The organism is Micromonospora chokoriensis, from assembly GCF_000718555.1.
In the GTDB taxonomy this organism is placed as follows: Bacteria; Actinomycetota; Actinomycetes; order Mycobacteriales; family Micromonosporaceae; genus Micromonospora; species Micromonospora chokoriensis_B.
In genome coordinates this window covers 117,451-132,701 of sequence record NZ_JOAN01000001.1, presented here as the reverse complement: position 1 = coordinate 132,701, position 15,251 = coordinate 117,451, and the positions used below count along the sequence as shown (strand labels likewise).

At 69.4% G+C, this 15,251-nt stretch carries 13 protein-coding genes; 1 reads left to right on the top strand and 12 read right to left on the bottom strand.

The genetic code is table 11. The features are described 5' to 3' along the window. Positions 1 to 11: 11 nt before the first annotated feature. The 12 genes from IF46_RS0100645 to mqnC all read right to left on the bottom strand — a co-directional run bounded on the left by IF46_RS0100645 (position 12) and on the right by mqnC (position 13,698). Positions 12 to 2,513, bottom strand: coding sequence for an NADH-quinone oxidoreductase subunit G (locus tag IF46_RS0100645; RefSeq protein WP_030486267.1), 2,502 nt, complete (start codon positions 2,511 to 2,513; stop codon positions 12 to 14). Beyond that, positions 2,513 to 3,829: an NADH-quinone oxidoreductase subunit NuoF gene (nuoF, locus tag IF46_RS0100640; protein WP_030486266.1), complete on the bottom strand. Its 1,317-nt coding sequence runs from the start codon at positions 3,827 to 3,829 to the stop codon at positions 2,513 to 2,515. Before nuoF ends, IF46_RS0100645 begins: the two co-directional genes overlap by 1 nt. After that, positions 3,826 to 4,821, bottom strand: a complete 996-nt coding sequence (gene nuoE, locus IF46_RS0100635) for an NADH-quinone oxidoreductase subunit NuoE (protein WP_030486265.1) — start codon at positions 4,819 to 4,821, stop codon at positions 3,826 to 3,828. Before nuoE ends, nuoF begins: the two co-directional genes overlap by 4 nt. Further along, positions 4,818 to 6,143: an NADH-quinone oxidoreductase subunit D gene (locus tag IF46_RS0100630; protein ID WP_030486264.1), complete on the bottom strand. Its 1,326-nt coding sequence runs from the start codon at positions 6,141 to 6,143 to the stop codon at positions 4,818 to 4,820. The genes nuoE and IF46_RS0100630 overlap by 4 nt, the downstream gene beginning before the upstream one ends. Next, a complete protein-coding gene (locus IF46_RS0100625; protein ID WP_030486263.1) occupies positions 6,140 to 6,868 on the bottom strand; it encodes an NADH-quinone oxidoreductase subunit C in 729 nt (242 codons plus the stop codon). Before IF46_RS0100625 ends, IF46_RS0100630 begins: the two co-directional genes overlap by 4 nt. Further along, on the bottom strand, positions 6,865 to 7,542 hold the full coding sequence (locus tag IF46_RS0100620; RefSeq protein WP_030486262.1) for a NuoB/complex I 20 kDa subunit family protein: 678 nt from the start codon (positions 7,540 to 7,542) through the stop codon (positions 6,865 to 6,867). Before IF46_RS0100620 ends, IF46_RS0100625 begins: the two co-directional genes overlap by 4 nt. A gap of 14 nt (positions 7,543 to 7,556) precedes the next feature. Next, positions 7,557 to 7,922, bottom strand: a complete 366-nt coding sequence (locus tag IF46_RS0100615) for an NADH-quinone oxidoreductase subunit A (RefSeq protein WP_007454588.1) — start codon at positions 7,920 to 7,922, stop codon at positions 7,557 to 7,559. Between the two features lie 192 nt (positions 7,923 to 8,114). Then, entirely contained in the window at positions 8,115 to 9,392 is a 1,278-nt protein-coding gene (locus IF46_RS0100610; protein WP_030486261.1) for a geranylgeranyl reductase family protein, read from the bottom strand. Positions 9,393 to 9,531: 139 nt separating this feature from the next. Then, positions 9,532 to 9,756, bottom strand: coding sequence for a hypothetical protein (locus tag IF46_RS0100605; protein ID WP_030486260.1), 225 nt, complete (start codon positions 9,754 to 9,756; stop codon positions 9,532 to 9,534). Positions 9,757 to 9,843: 87 nt separating this feature from the next. Further along, complete coding sequence (locus IF46_RS0100600; RefSeq protein ID WP_030486259.1) at positions 9,844 to 10,554, bottom strand: demethylmenaquinone methyltransferase; 711 nt, start codon at positions 10,552 to 10,554, stop codon at positions 9,844 to 9,846. 118 nt (positions 10,555 to 10,672) lie between these two features. Further along, positions 10,673 to 12,127, bottom strand: coding sequence for a hypothetical protein (locus IF46_RS34990; protein WP_036390796.1), 1,455 nt, complete (start codon positions 12,125 to 12,127; stop codon positions 10,673 to 10,675). A 380-nt stretch (positions 12,128 to 12,507) separates the two neighbouring features. Next, on the bottom strand, positions 12,508 to 13,698 hold the full coding sequence (mqnC, locus tag IF46_RS0100585) for a cyclic dehypoxanthinyl futalosine synthase (protein WP_030486257.1): 1,191 nt from the start codon (positions 13,696 to 13,698) through the stop codon (positions 12,508 to 12,510). A 379-nt stretch (positions 13,699 to 14,077) separates the two neighbouring features. Here mqnC and IF46_RS0100580 point away from each other — a divergent pair, with 379 nt between their 5' ends. Next, positions 14,078 to 15,163 (top strand): AAA family ATPase, encoded by a 1,086-nt coding sequence (locus IF46_RS0100580; RefSeq protein ID WP_198041320.1) that lies wholly within the window; start codon positions 14,078 to 14,080, stop codon positions 15,161 to 15,163. Positions 15,164 to 15,251: the final 88 nt, after the last annotated feature.

The following is a 15,251-nucleotide window of genomic DNA, read 5'->3' as shown; positions in this document are numbered from 1 at the left end:
ACTCCTCGCGCTCACTGCGCACCCCCGGAGTTGAGGAGCGGGAGACCGGTCTCGTCGGCCGCCACCCGCCCGGCCGGGATGGCAGTGCTCGGTGCGGGGACGGAGATCCGGACGACCGCGCCGGACGTCGCCCCGAGGCTGCGCCGCACGGTCGAGCCGGGTGAGTTGGTCGGCAGCCAGACCACGCCGTCCGGCATCTCGGTCAGCTCCGCCGGCAAGGTCAGCGCCCCCCGGTCGGTGCCGACCGTGACGGCGTCACCGTCGGCGACACCGAGCGCCTCGGCGGTGCCCTTACCCAGCCGGACCACCGGCGGGCGGGCGGTTCCGGCGAGGTTCTCGTCGCCCTCGGTCAGGGTGCCGAGGTCCACCAACTGGTGCCAGGTGGCCAGCACGGCCTCTCCGGCGCCCGGGTGCGGCACCCGACCCGGGGCGACCGACGGCGCGGCCGGCCGAGACATCCGCGTCGCCGGCAGCGTGCCCAGCTCGCGCCGTACGCTCGGCACGTCGGCCGTGCCGAGGCGCACGTCGAGCAGCGCGGCCAGCGCGTCGAGCACCCGGCCATCGGTCATCGCGGAGGTGTTCAGCACCGCCTCGAACGGGCGCAGCCGGCCCTCCCAGTCCAGGAAGCTGCCGGCCTTCTCGACCACCGGGGCGACCGGCAGCACCACGTTCGCCCGCCGGGTCACCGCGCTCGCGCGCAGCTCCAGGCTGACCAGGAACGGCACCGCGTCCAGAGCGGACTCGGCCAGTCGCGGGTCGGCCAGGTCCGCCGGGTCGACACCGCCGACGACAAGCGCACCGAGCTGCCCGTTGGCGGCCGCGGTCAGGATGCCGTCGGTGTCCCGACCGGCCTGGCTCGGGATCACCCCGGCCGGGATGTCCCACGCCTCACCCAGCTCGGCCCGCGCGGCCGGCTCGGTGACCAGGCGTCCACCGGGGAGCAGGTTGGGCAGGCAGCCCGCGTCGACCGCGCCGCGGTCACCCGCGCGTCGCGGCACCCAGGCCAGCTTCGCACCGGTACGCCGAGCCACGTCGGCCGCTGCGGATAGCCCGCCCGGCACGGTGGCCAACCGCTCGCCGACGATCAGGATCGCGCCCGGTGCGCTCAGCGCCTCGCTGACCGTGGCGTGCTCGGCGAGCACGCTGGCCTCCTCGCCCGGCACCACTCGGGCCAGCTTTGCACCGAGCTTCTCCAGGCCGCGGGTGGCGAAGGGCGCCAGCGCGTACACCGTCAGGGTCTTCTTCAGGTACGCCTTGCGCAGCCGCAGGAAGAGGATCGGGCACTCCTCCTCCGGCTCTAGGCCGACAAGCACCACCGCCGGCGCGTTCTCCACGTCGGTGTAGGTGACGTCGGTGACCCCGGCGACCGAGCTGGCCAGGAAGTCGGCCTCCTCGCGGGAGACCGGCCGGGCCCGGAAGTCGATGTCGTTGGTGTTCAACGCGACCCGGGCGAACTTGGCGTACGCGTACGCGTCCTCGACGGTCAGCCGACCGCCGGTGAGCACCGCCGTGCCCTGCCCGCTCTCCCGAGCCGTGTGCAGCCCTTCGGCGGCCACGGTGAGCGCCTCACTCCAGGACGCCTCGCGCAGCTCACCGGTGTGCTCGTCGCGGACCAGCGGAGTGGTCAGCCGGTCGGTGGCCCGGGTGTACTGGAAGCCCCACCGGCCCTTGTCGCAGTTCCACTCCTCGTTCACCGCCGGCTCGTCGCCGGCGAGCCGGCGCAGCACCTTGCCGCGTCGCCAGTCGGTGCGCTGCCCGCAGCCGGCCGAGCAGTGCTCGCAGACGCTCGGGCTGGAGACCAGGTCGAACGGGCGGGCCCGGAAGCGGTACTGGGCACCGGTCAGCGCACCCACCGGGCAGATCTGCACGGTGTTGCCGGAGAAGTAGGAGTTGAACGGGACATCCCCGGCGTCGCCCTCCTCGCCGTACGCGTCGTCCCGGTAGATGTTGATCTCCTCGGCAGACGACCGGCCCATCAGGTCGATGAACTTGTCGCCGGCGATCTCCTCGGAGAACCGGGTACACCGCTGGCAGAGCACGCAACGCTCGCGGTCCAGCAGCACCTGGCTGCTGATCGCCATCGGCTTCTCGTACTCCCGCTTGTGCTCGTGGAAGCGCGAGTCGGTGCGGCCGGTGGACATCGCCTGGTTCTGGAGCGGGCACTCACCGCCCTTGTCACACATCGGGCAGTCCAGTGGGTGGTTGAGCAGCAGCAGCTCCATCACCCCCTCCTGCGCCTTCTTGGCCACCGGGGAGGTGATCTGGGTACGCACGACCATGCCGTCGGCGACGGTCTGGGTGCAGGAGGCGACCGGCTTGCGCTGCCCCTCCACCTCGACCAGGCACTGCCGGCACGCGCCGGCCGGGGCCAGCAGCGGGTGGTCGCAGAACCGGGGGATCTCGGTGCCCATCTGCTCGGCGGCCCGGATCAGCAGCGTCCCCTTGGGGGCGGTGACCTCGACGCCGTCGATGGTGAGGGTGACGGTCTCGGTCTGCTTGGCTACATCCGTCATCAGTGGGCTCCAACCAGCTGCTTGTCGGAGAGCTTCGGTGCGGTACGTCCCTCGATGTAGTCGAGGTAGTCCTGCTTGAAGTACTTCAGCGAGGAGGTCACTGAGCTGGTCGCGCCGTCACCCAGGCCGCAGAACGAGCGGCCGAGGATGTTGTCGCAGGTGTCCAGCAGGGTGTCCAGGTCTTCGTGGGTGCCCTGGCCGGCGAGGATCCGCCGGTAGACCCGCACCATCCAGTAGTTGCCCTCGCGGCACGGGGTGCACTTGCCGCACGACTCGTGGTGGTAGAACTCCAGCCACCGGTAGGTCGCGTAGACCGGGCAGTCCTGGTCGGAGAAGATCTGCGTGGCCGTGGTGCCGAGGATCGAGCCGGCCGCCGCCACCCCCTCGAAATCCAGCGGCACGTCCAGGTGCTCGGCGGCGAGCAGCGGGGTGGACGATCCGCCCGGGGTCCAGAACCGCAGGTTGTGACCGGGCTGCATCCCACCGGCCAGCTCCAGCAGCTCGCGCAGCGTGACACCCATCGAGCACTCGAACTGGCCCGGGTTGACGATCCGGCCGGAGAGCGAGTAGATCATCGGCCCGGAGGACTTCTCGGTGCCCATGCTCTTCCACCAGTCGGCCCCACCGAGCACGATCGGCGGCACGCTGGCGATGGTGCCGACGTTGTTCACCACCGTCGGGCTCGCGTACAGGCCGTGGGTGGCCGGGAACGGCGGGCGCAGCCGGGGCTGCCCCCGGAACCCCTCGAGCGAATCCAGCAGCGCCGTCTCCTCGCCGCAGATGTACGCCCCGGCGCCGGAGTGCACCACCAGCTCCAGGTCGTAGCCGCTGCGCAGGATGTTCCGGCCGAGGTAACCCTTGTCGTACGCCTCCTGGACCGCGTTGCGCAGCCGACGTGCGGCGTGCACCGCCTCGCCCCGGATGTAGATGTAGGCGCGGCTGGCCCGGATCGCGTACGACGCGATGATCACGCCCTCGACCAGCGCGTGCGGGTCGTGGGTCATCAGCGGGAGGTCCTTGCAGGTGCCCGGCTCGCCCTCGTCGGCGTTGACCACCAGGTAGTGCGGCTTACCGTCGCCCTGTGGGATGAAGCCCCACTTGAGGCCGGTGGGGAAGCCCGCGCCGCCTCGGCCCCGCAGCCCGGAGTCCTTGATCAGCTGGATCAGGTCGTCCGGGTGGGCCTTGAGCGCCTTGCGCAGCGCCGCGTAGCCGTCCAGCTGCTCGTAGGTGCCGATGCGCCAGGCGTCCGGCGACAGCCAGCGCTTGGTCAGCACCGGCGTCAGCTTGGCCAGCGTCTCCGGGCGGGGAGTGGTCACTTCTGGGCCCCCGTTTCGTTCGCGTCGGCTGAGGTCGCGCCATCGGCGCTCGCCGACGCTTCGTTGAGGTTGCGCTCCTGCGCGCCGGTGGAGTCACCGGCGGGCTTGCGGTCGCCTGCGGGCTCGTTGGCCGCGACGCCGGCGGCCTGCGCCTTCTGCGCGTCGCGCGGTGCCGGCGGCGAGGTCTCCGTCGGAACCTTGGCGGACGCCCCATCACCACCCTTGACCGGAGCCGCGCTGGCCTCGACCGGTGCCGGCTTCGCGGCTTCCGCCTTCGCCTTCGCCTCGGCGGCGGCCTTGTCCGCCTCCGCCTTGCTCCGGATCGGGGTGTTCGGGTCGAAGCCCGGCACCGATACGCCGTGCTGCTGTGCCAGCCGCAGCCCGCGCAGGGTGGGCTCGCCCGGCCCGCCGTCGGCGACCGCGCCGTCGCGCTCGTCGGCGAAACCGGCGAGTTGCACCGCCATCTCCTTGAGGGTGCAGAGCCGGGCGCCCCGGGTCGGCATCGGCCGCCCGCCAGCCCGCAGCTCGTCGACCACGCCGACGGCGGTGGCGGCGTCCACGCCGTCGAAGAAGTCGTAGTTGACGGTCATCACCGGGCCGTAGTCGCACGCCGCCAGGCACTCGGCGTGCTCCAGCGTGATCGTGCCGTCGGCGGTGGTCTCGTCGTGCCCGACGCCCAGGTGCTCGGAGAGGGTGTCGTAGACCTCCTGGCCACCGAGCACGTTGCACATCGTGTTGGTGCAGACGCTGACCAGGAAGTCACCGGTCGGCTTGCGCTTGTACATCGTGTAGAAGGTGGCCACCGCGCCGACCTGGGCCTTGTTCAGCCCCAGCACCTCGGCGCAGAACGTGACCCCGGCCGGGGAGACGTACCCCTCTTCGGCCTGCACCAGGTGCAGCAGCGGCAGCAACGCCGAGCGGGACCGGTCCGCCGGGTAACGGGCGATGATCTCGCGTGCCCGCTCCCGGATCTCGTCAGTGAAAACACTCATCGGTCACAACCACCCATCACCGGGTCCAACGAGGCACCGCCGGCGATCACGTCGGCGATCAGACCGCCCTCGGCCATCGCCGGGAGGGCCTGGAGGTTGACGAAGCTCGGCTCCCGGTAGTGCACCCGGTACGGTCGGGTGCCACCGTCGGAGACCGCGTGCACGCCCAACTCGCCGCGGGGCGCCTCGATGGCGACGTACACCTGGCCGGGCGGAACCCGGAAGCCTTCGGTCACCAGCTTGAAGTGGTGGATCAGCGACTCCATCGACTGACCCATGATCTTCGCGACGTGCTCCAGCGAGTTGCCCATGCCGTCCACGCCGATGGCCAGCTGCGCCGGCCAGGCGATCTTGCGATCGGCGACCATCACCGGGCCGGGGCGGAGCCGGTCCAGCGCCTGCTCGACAAGCTTCAACGACTCCCGGATCTCGGCGAGCCGGACCTGGTAGCGACCCCACACGTCACCGTCGGGGTGGGTCGGCACGTCGAACTCGTACGTCTCGTAGCCGCAGTACGGCATGGTCTTGCGCAGGTCCCAGGCGAGGCCGGCGGAGCGCAGGACCGGGCCGGTGATGCCGAGCGCCACGCAGCCGGTCACGTCCAGCACCGCGACGTTCTTCGTCCGCTCGGTCCAGATCGGCTGACCGGAGAGGAGGTCCTCGTACTCCTTGAGCTTCTTCGGCATCATCTTGAGGAACTCGCGGATCTTGACGATCGCGTCGTCCGGCACGTCCTGCGCCACACCGCCCGGCCGCACGTACGCGTGGTTCATCCGCAGACCCGTGATGGTCTCGAAGATGTCGAGGATGTACTCCCGCTCGCGGAAGCCGTACAGCATGATCGAGATCGCGCCCAGCTCCATGCCGGTGGTGGCCAGCCAGACCAGGTGCGACGAGATCCGGTTGAGCTCCATCATCAGCACGCGGATCGTGGTGGCGCGCTCGGTGATGTCGTCGGTGATGCCGAGCAGCTTCTCGACGGCCAGCGCGTACGCCGTCTCGTTGAAGATCGGGGCGAGGTAGTCCATCCGGGTCACGAACGTCGAGCCCTGGACCCAGTTGCGGTATTCGAGGTTCTTCTCGATGCCGGTGTGCAGGTAGCCGATGACCGAGCGGGCCTCGCGGACCGTCTCGCCCTCCAGCTCGAGGATCAGCCGCAGCACGCCGTGCGTGGACGGGTGCTGCGGACCCATGTTGACGACGATCCGCTCGTCGTTGATCGGGTCGGTGCCCGCGACGATCGTGTCCCAGTCTCCGCCGGTGACGGTGAAGACCCGCCCCTCGTCGGTCTCGTGCTCGCTGGCGTAGTTCGACGTCGTCACTGGTACGACCTCCGCTGGTCCGGCGGCTGGATCTCCGCGCCCTTGTACTCGACGGGGACGCCGCCGAGCGGGTAGTCCTTGCGCTGCGGGTGGCCCTCCCAGTCGTCCGGCATGAGGATCCGGGTCAGGCTCGGGTGGCCGTCGAAGACGATGCCGAACATGTCGTACGCCTCGCGCTCCTGCCAGTCCGCCGTCGGGTAGATGGCGGTCACGCTGGGCAGGTGCGGAGCCTCGACGGAGACTGCGGCCTCCAGCCGGACCCGCCGCCGGTAGGTCATCGAGGTGAGCAGGTAGACCACGTGCAGCCGGCGTTCGTCGGCACCGAGGTAGTCCACGCCGGACACCGAGGAACACAGCTCGAACCGCAGCGCCAGGTCGTCGCGCAGCACCTGGCAGACCTCGGCGATCCGCTCCGGGCGTACGTGCAGGGTCAGCTCACCCCGGTCGACAACGACCTTCTCGATGGCGTCGCCGAAGGCCGGGTACGCCTCCTCCAGCGCGTCGCGGACCTCGTCGAAGTAGCCCCCGTACGGCCGGGACGCTTCCTCGATGGGCTGGCGCTGGCGGACCAGGCCGCCGTAGCCGGACACGTCGCCGGTGCCCTGGTTGCCGAACATTCCGCGACCGGCCGGGCTGGCCGGTGGCAACTCGGCGGGGGCGCCACTGGTAGCGCCGGCTGGTACCACCGGCAGCGGTACGCCACCGTCGTTGGGCTTGTCGCTCATTTGGGGCCTGCCTGCGGGTGGAGGTGGTTCTGAGCGTTCATCCAGTTCTCGATGCGCAGCTGCTCCTCGCGGCCCTCGCGGACCGCCCGGGTCCACTCGGCACGCCGGGCCTTGTCGCTGCGGTACGAGGAGGGCATCGAGCCGTAGGGCACGACCGGAACGTCGCCGCGCTCCTGGCGGGCAGCGAGCATCTTGCGGCCGTTCGGGCCGAGCGGCTCATACATGATCTTCTCGCGGAGCTTGAGGATCGCGTCGATGAGCATCTCCGGCCGAGGCGGACAGCCGGGCAGGTACATGTCGACCGGCACGACGTGGTCGACACCCTGCACGATCGCGTAGTTGTTAAACATGCCGCCACTGCTGGCGCAGACGCCCATCGAGAGCACCCAGCGCGGCTCGGCCATCTGGTCGTAGATCTGGCGCAGCACCGGGGCCATCTTCTGACTCACCCGGCCGGCCACGATCATCAGGTCGGCCTGCCGGGGCGACGCCCGGAAGACCTCCATGCCCCAGCGGCCCATGTCGTAGTGCGGACCACCGGCGGCCATCATCTCGATGGCGCAGCAGGCCAGGCCGAAGGTGGCGCCCCACACGGACGACTTCCGAGACCAGTTGACCAGCTTCTCCACCGAGGTGAGCAGGACGCCGGCGGGAAGCTTCTCCTCGATGCCCATCTGACGTTCCTTCCTCAGTCCCAGTCCAGGCCGCCGCGCCGCCACACGTAGGCGTACGCAACGAAGACCGCGACGATGAACAGGACCATCTCCACGAAGCCGAAGATCGGCAGGGCGTCGAACGAGACCGCCCAGGGGTAGAGGAAGATGATCTCGATGTCGAAGACGATGAAGAGCATCGCCGTCAGGTAGAACTTGATCGGGAACCGTCCGCCGCCGACCGGCTGCGGGCTGGGCTCGATGCCGCACTCGTAAGCCTCGAGTTTGGCCTTGTTGTAGCGACGGGGACCGGCGAAGCGGGCGGCGCCCACGGAAAACAGCGAGAACGCCGCGGCGAGGGCGAACAGCCCGATGATCGGTGCGTAAGGCGAGAGCGACATCGTTTTCTCCTGCTCGTCCTTCCCTGCCCTCGGTGCTTGACGAAAATCACACTATTCACGTCCCTCGCAGTGGCAGTCGGCGGGGGTCGATCTTTGTCAGCTCCGGGGCTGTGACCAGCGCCGATGCCGTCCTACTTGCCCGGTCCCCCGCCGTCGATGCGACGGCGGGGACCGCACGCTCATATCCCTGCTCTACACGGCTGGCGCGGCCTTCGTCATCGCGTTGATGACCCGGTCCATCGCATCCCCGCCGCGCGGGTCGGTCAGGTTGGCCAACAGCTTGAGCACGAATCGCATCAGCGTCGGGTGCGGCATGCCGTGTTTGGTGGCAATCCGCATGATCTCAGGGCGGCCGATCAGCTTGACGAAGATGCCGCCCAACCGGTAATAGCCGCCGAGCCGGGCCTTCAGCTCGTTCGGGTAGGCCATCAGCGCGCGCTCCCGCTCCGGGCCGGCCGGCCGGGCGAGTGCCTGGACCACGACCTCAGCGGCCAGCTCGCCGGACTCCATCGCGTACGCGATGCCCTCACCGTTGAACGGGTTGACCATGCCGCCCGAGTCGCCGACCAACAGCACGCCCCGGGTGTAGTGGGGCACCCGGTTGAAGCCCATCGGCAGCGCGGCACCGAGGATCGGGCCGTCGGCGTTGGTCTCGTCGGTCATCCCCCAGTCCTCCGGGGTGTTGGCGAGCCAGTCGGTGAGCAGCCGGCGGTAGTTGGTCTTGCCGAACGCCGAGGACGAGTTGAGCACGCCGAGGCCGACGTTGACCCGCCCGTCACCGAGGCCGAAGATCCAGCCGTACCCGGGCAGCAGGTTGTCGCCGCTGTCCTTGCTGCGCAGCTCCAGCCAGGACTCCAGGTAGTTGTCGTCCGCCTTGGCCGGCGAGTGGTAGTAGCGGCGGACCGCCACACCGATCGGCCGGTCCTCCCGCTTGGCCAGCCCGAGCGCGAGCGGGAACCGGCCGGAGACGCCATCCGCCGCGACGACAAGCGGGGCGTGGAAGGTGGTGGGCTCCTTGCCCGGCCCGACCTCCGCCTCGACGCCGGTGACCCGGCCATCGCCGTCGAGCACCGGGCCCAGCACGTTGACGTTGGTCCGCAGCTTCGCGCCGGCGCCCACCGCCCGCTGGGCGAGCAGGTCGTCGAAGTCCAGTCGGGTTCGCACCAGACCGTAGTTGGGGAAGCTGGCCAGCTCCGGCCAGTCCAGTTCGAGGCGTACCCCGCCGCCGATGACCCGCAGGCCACGGTTGTGCAGCCAGCCCGCCTCGGGTGAGGTGTCCACACCCATCCGGATCAGTTGGCGCACCGCGCGCGGGGTCAACCCGTCGCCGCAGACCTTCTCCCGGGGGAACTCGGTCTTCTCCAACAACAGCACCCGTACGCCGTGCCGGGCCAGGTGGTACGCAGTCGCTGATCCACCGGGACCGGCGCCCACGACAATGACGTCGGCATCGTGTTCCACCGGGGTCATTCGCGCCTCCTCCCGCACGCTCGTGAAATGCTTCACAAGCCAGACGGGACGAGTGTATGACCGGCGTCATACCTGTGCAGGACCAGGGGTGCCTAACTCGCCGATGTGACAGCCGTGGACCGTCCACAGCGGTCAGGTGTCAGGCCGGGCTGGAAGCGTCCAAGCCCGCATCGACCCGGATGGTCTCCGGCAGATGCTCGCGGAGCGCTCCGCCGGCAGCCCGGTCCAGTGCCGCCAACACCTCGGCGACCACCTGCCGGACCTCCACCGGATCGGCCCCGGCCAGCGCACGCAACTGCGCGATGAGTTCGGCCGCGTCGTCGTCGGTGGCGGCCACCGGGTCCGCCGGGTCTGCTCCGGTCATGCGATCAAGCGTACGGGGCAAAGTGGACTAAAGGCCGATATTAACGGAACCTGAATAATCTCCGTGCCCGTCGATGCGAGCCGTCCGCTACTCGCGGATCCCCCGGTGCAGGGCCACCACGCCACCGGTCAGGTTGCGCCACGCCACTCGCCCCCACCCCGCCGCGGCCACCCGGCCGGCAAGCGCGGACTGCGCCGGCCAGGCCCGAACCGACTCGGCGAGATAGACGTACGCCTCGGGGTTGCTCGACACCGTGCGGGCCACCGCCGGCAAAGACCGCATCAGGTACGACAGGTAGACCGTCCGGAAGACCGGGTTGACCGGGGTGCTGAACTCGCAGACCACCAGCCGCCCGCCCGGCCGGGTCACCCGGGCCAGCTCACGCAGCGCCGCGTCGGTGTCGTTGACGTTGCGCAGCGCGAACGAGATGGTCACCGCGTCGAAGCTGGCGTCGGCGAACGGCAGCCGCAGCGCGTCTCCCGCCAGCAGCGGCACCTCCGGCCGGGACCGCTTGCCCGCGTACAGCATGCCCAGCGACAGATCGGCCCCGACCGCGTACGCCCCGGACTGGGCCAGCTCACGCGTCGAGACGCCGGTGCCCGCGCCCACGTCCAGCACCCGCTCGCCCGGCCGCAGCCCGAGCGCCGCCCGGGTGGCCCGACGCCACAAACGGTCCTGGCCCAGCGAAATCACCGTGTTGGTCAGGTCGTAACGCTCCGCCACGCCGTCGAACATCGCGGCGACCTCGTGCGGCTGCTTGTCCAGGCTGGCTCGCTGGCCCTGCGGGGTACGGCTCACCCCTCCACTCTGCCAGCCGCCCGTCAACCAACGCTCGCTGGGTGGCGTGGCACGCATTCGTACGCGAAAGGGCGGGGTGGTCGCCCACCCCGCCCTCACGCCGTACCTGTCACAGATGTCAGTCGGTCGACTTCTCGTCGGCCGGGGAGACCAGGACGACCTTGCGGCGGCGGGAGAGCACCAGCAGCGCTCCACCCACGAGCAGGATGATCACGCCGATGCCGCCGATCAGACCGACCTGCACACCGGTCACCGGCAGGCCGCCACCGCCCGAGCCGCCTCCGGCGGAGCCACCACCGGTACCCGGCGAGACGGTCGTGCCCGGGGTCGTCGTACTCTCCGTCGGAGTAACCGTCGGCGTGGGCGTCGGGGTCTCCGTCGGAGTAACCGTCGGCGTGGGCGTCGGGGTCTCCGTCGGAGTAACCGTCGGGGTCGGCGTCGGGGTCTCCGTCGGAGTAACCGTCGGGGTCGGCGTCGGGGTCTCCGTCGGAGTAACCGTCGGCGTCGGCGTCGGAGTCGGCGACTGAGTTGGGGTGACCGTCGGCGTCGGGGATCCCGTCGGAGTCACCGTGGGCGTGGGCGTCGGGTCCACGGCCTGGTCGACGAAGACGTCGAAGATCGCTTGGTTGTCACCCTCGTCGACCTCGGTGAAGGTCTTCCGCTGAGCGCTGCTGGCCCGCTCGGGCTTCTCCTCGGGCTGGCCGGCGGCCGCATCCAGACCGTGCGCGACCAGCTCGCCGACCCGCAGCACCGGCTCCTTGACGTCCTTGCCGACGGTCACCTTGATGTCCGCCGTGTAGTAGTCACCGGGGCGGATCACCGCGCCGTCGTCCTGGCAGAGCGCCTGGGCGACGCCGAAGGTCTGCGCGGTGCAGGTGTCCGGCAGGGTGTCGAAGGTGACGCCCGCCGGGAGGGTGAGCACGTAGGCGAGGCCGGTGGCCTTGCGGCTGCCGTCGTTGTAGATCGCCCAGTCGACCGGCACCGTCTCGCCCGGCCGCACCGGCCGGAGGTCGGGGTCGTCGCCGCTGACGCCGTTCACCACGACGTTCGCGTTGACGTCCTGCACCCAACTGGTCAGGTCGTAGCCGGGCTCGGTGACGGTGATGTCGTGCTTGACCCTGTTGTCTTCCTTGTTGGGGTCATCGGTGGTCGAGCGGATGTTGACCACCAGAGCGCCGGCGGCGCCCCGACCGCCGATGGAGAAGATCGGGATACCGAAGTCCTCGCTGGTGCCGGCGGGTAGGTCGCCGAGGCGGCAGGTGAATTTCTCGCCATTCACCTTGCAGCCGTCGGGCACCACGACCCGGACCTTGCCGCTGTCAAGCTTGCTGGTGTCCACGACGTAGCTGACACCCTTGGCGTCTTCCTTGCTGCGGGTGTTGTCGACGGTGAACTTGAACGGCTTGCTCTTGGCCTCGGTGACGCCCTTGGCCAGGTTGTAGCTGAGCGGCACCAGGGCCAGATCGGCCTCCTCGGCCGCCAGCACTGGGGCGGCGACGGCGGCGACGCCGCCGGCCGCGAGCAGCGCCACGACACTGGCTCGCACCAGCGTCGAGCGGTGGAACGCTGTCATCAGTCCCCCGAGGGTAGGGAAGAAAGAATTGTTTGTTGCGGAACGAGCGGACGCTATCGGAGGCCGATCTTCAACGCCAGCACGCGGACGCGTTTTCATCCGTCCGGCCCGAGCTGGGCAGACAGTACGGGCGGGATGGTCACCCATCCCGCCCGTATTGCCGTGCGTTATATGAACGACCCTCAACGGGCCGATGGAGGACCGCCGCACCGCTCGGTGGTGGTGACGGATACGAGCCGGGACGCTATCCGCCGACGATCATCTCCACCACCCCCGCAGCGGACAGCCTGACGCTGCGGCGGCGGGGACCACCCGTACCGCCGGGGCGACCCGGCGGGAGCATGAGCGTCGGTCAGCCGAACGGCCGGACGTCGACCGGGTCAGTTGACCTCGACCAGTGGCAGGGATCGGCCCGCTCCGCCGCCAGGCAGCGCGATCGAGGAGAAGTGCGAGACCACCCGCTCGTCGGTCGGGTCGTCGGCCGGCGTGTGGTGCACGGCGAGCCGGTTGTAGAGGGTGTCGCGCTGCGCGGGGATCCGGTCCGCCGAGCGGATCATGCCGATCAGCTCGTGCAGGTTGGAGCGGTGTCGCGCACCGGCGGAGGAGATGACGTTCTCCTCCAGCATGATCGAGCCGAGGTCGTCCACGCCCATGTGCAGCGCGAGCTGCCCGACGTCCTTGCCGGTCGTCAGCCAGGACGCCTGCAGGTGCGGCACGGTCTCGAAGAAGAGCCGGGCCACCGCGACCAACCGCAGGTATTCCAGCGTGGTCGCCTGGGTGCGGCCCTTGAGGTGGTTGTTCTCCGGCTGGTACGTCCAGGGGATGAAGGACCGGAAACCGCCGGTGCGGTCCTGCACGTCCCGGATCATGCGCAGGTGCTCGATCCGCTCGGCGTGCGTCTCGCCGGTGCCCATCATCATGGTGGCGGTCGACTCGATGCCCTGCCGGTGGGCCAGCTCCATGACCTCCAGCCAGCGCTCGCCCGACTCCTTGAGCGGCGCGATGGCCTTTCGGGGCCGCTCGGGCAGCATCTCCGCGCCGGCGCCGGCGATCGAGTCCAGGCCGGCGGTCTTGATCCGGGCGATGGCCTCGTCCAGGCTCACCCCGGAGACCTTGGCCATGTGCAGGATCTCGCTGGGGCCGATCGAGTGGATGACCAACTGCGGGTACGCCTGCTTGACCGAGGAGAACAGCTCCTCGTAGTACTCCACGCCGTAGTCCGGGTGGTGCCCGCCCTGGAGCATCACCTGGGTGGCGCCCAGCTCGACCGCCTCGCCGCAACGGCGCAGGATCTCCTCGGTCGGGTGGGTCCACCCTTCCTTGTGCTTGGGCGCACGGTAGAACGCGCAGAACTTGCACGCCGTCACGCAGACGTTCGTGTAGTTGATGTTGCGATCGATCAGGTAGGTGACGACGTTGTCCGGGTAGCGCCGACGACGCACCGCGTCCGCCGCCTCGCCCAACGCGTGGAAGGGCGCCTCGGTGTAGAGCAGCAGGGCCTCCTCGGGCGTGATCCGCCCGCCGTCCGCGCCGCGCTGCAGGATGTCGTCGATCTCCCGGCTCACCGTCACGCCCCCGAGCCTACGCCGACCGCACGCCTACGCCCTGAGGGGTGCTCGGGGCTGTGATTCGGCACTAGTTGATCGCTCTGGAACCAGGATCGAGTGGGGTAGCCAGGTCACCAGCTCAGCCGACTCGCGACAGCTAACGCGCCTTCAGGCACAGTCAGACAGGCCAAAATGTCAGTTCTTGACGCCTGGAGGCCTGGGAATGGGGTATCTTTATAGCTGTTCTGGGGATTAGGAGTTGAGCTAGAGGATGCTGCTGCGCTTCCGGGTGACCAACTTCGCCTCCCTCCGCGACGAGGCCGAGCTGAGCCTCATCGCCGCCGACGAGCACCCGGACCTCGCCGTCCGGCCGGTGCCACGGGAGAAACTGTCCGCTCTGCCCGTGGCAGCCATCTTCGGCCCGAACGCCTCAGGCAAGTCCAACATCGTCAAGGCCCTCGGCTTTGCACGCGACGCGGTGCGACTGTCCCACCAGCGTTGGCTACCGGAAGAACCGATCCCAGGGCGCTGGCCGTTCCGGCTCGACCACGAGAGCGGGAACCGGCCAAGCGAGTTCGTCTTCGACTTCGTCGTCGAGAACGTCAGGTACGAGTTCGGCTTCTCGCTGGACGACGAGGCAATCCGACAGGAGTGGCTGTATGCCTTCCCGAAGGGCCGGCGACAGATCTACCTTGAGCGCGACGGCGGGTCACTGCACTTCGGGAACAACTTGACCGGTCCGCGCGAGCTGATCGCGGAGACTGTCCGACCAAACAGCCTCTTCCTCTCCGCGGCAGCCACGCTGAACCACCCACAGTTGAGCAAGATCTACCGCTGGTTCAGTCCTCGTCAGATGATCGCCTCGGGCGATGTGTCGATCGCTCGACCTCCACACGTCCTACCAGATGATCGAATGCTCGCGCTCCTCCGATTCGCGGATCTGGGCATCGTTGGCGCGGCGCTCGTTCAGCGGGAGTCAGACCCTGGCACTGGCCCAACAGAGCCGCAGATCGAGCTTGTGCACTCGGCACACACCGAGGACGGGAAAGCAGCTTTGCCTTGGCAGTGGGAGTCAGCCGGCACCCGCAGTTGGTTCGATCTTCTGCAACTGGCGGTGCGGGCACTCGACGTCGGTGGGCTACTGGCCGTCGACGACCTTGGTAGTGAGCTGCATCCGCTCCTCACGACCGAACTGATTCGCCTCTTCCACGCGCCGGACACCAACCCGCACGGCGCACAGCTCATCTTCAACAGTCATGATGTCGGGCTTCTCGGCCGCCACCGTAATCTCCGACTCAGCCGGGACCAGATCTGGCTCACCGAAAAGGACAGCGGCGGCGCGACGCGGCTCTACCCCCTCAGCGAGTTTCGGGTACGCGGCGGCCTCGACGACGTCGAGGGCAGGTACCTGAAGGGCCGCTACGGTGCCGTGCCCTTCCTGGACCACGAGGTGCTGGACCTCCTCGTTCCGCCGACGCACGCGGCCTGAACACCAGCAGCGTGCGTCGGCCACGACATCAACGGTTGGGGGCAGTGGACCCACGTCCGGAGCAATGAGCCACTTCAGGCGCTCCGAA

Excerpts from the sequence above, each read along its gene's own strand:
- nuoE (WP_030486265.1), bottom strand. The coding sequence starts at position 4,821 with ATGAGTGTTTTCACTGACGAGATCCGGGAGCGGGCACGCGAGATCATC.
- IF46_RS0100620 (WP_030486262.1), bottom strand. The coding sequence starts at position 7,542 with ATGGGCATCGAGGAGAAGCTTCCCGCCGGCGTCCTGCTCACCTCGGTG.
- IF46_RS0100615 (WP_007454588.1), bottom strand. The coding sequence starts at position 7,922 with ATGTCGCTCTCGCCTTACGCACCGATCATCGGGCTGTTCGCCCTCGCC.
- IF46_RS0100645 (WP_030486267.1), bottom strand. The coding sequence starts at position 2,513 with ATGACGGATGTAGCCAAGCAGACCGAGACCGTCACCCTCACCATCGAC.
- IF46_RS34990 (WP_036390796.1), bottom strand. The coding sequence starts at position 12,127 with ATGACAGCGTTCCACCGCTCGACGCTGGTGCGAGCCAGTGTCGTGGCG.
- IF46_RS0100610 (WP_030486261.1), bottom strand. The coding sequence starts at position 9,392 with ATGACCCCGGTGGAACACGATGCCGACGTCATTGTCGTGGGCGCCGGT.
- IF46_RS0100605 (WP_030486260.1), bottom strand. The coding sequence starts at position 9,756 with ATGACCGGAGCAGACCCGGCGGACCCGGTGGCCGCCACCGACGACGAC.
- IF46_RS0100625 (WP_030486263.1), bottom strand. The coding sequence starts at position 6,868 with ATGAGCGACAAGCCCAACGACGGTGGCGTACCGCTGCCGGTGGTACCA.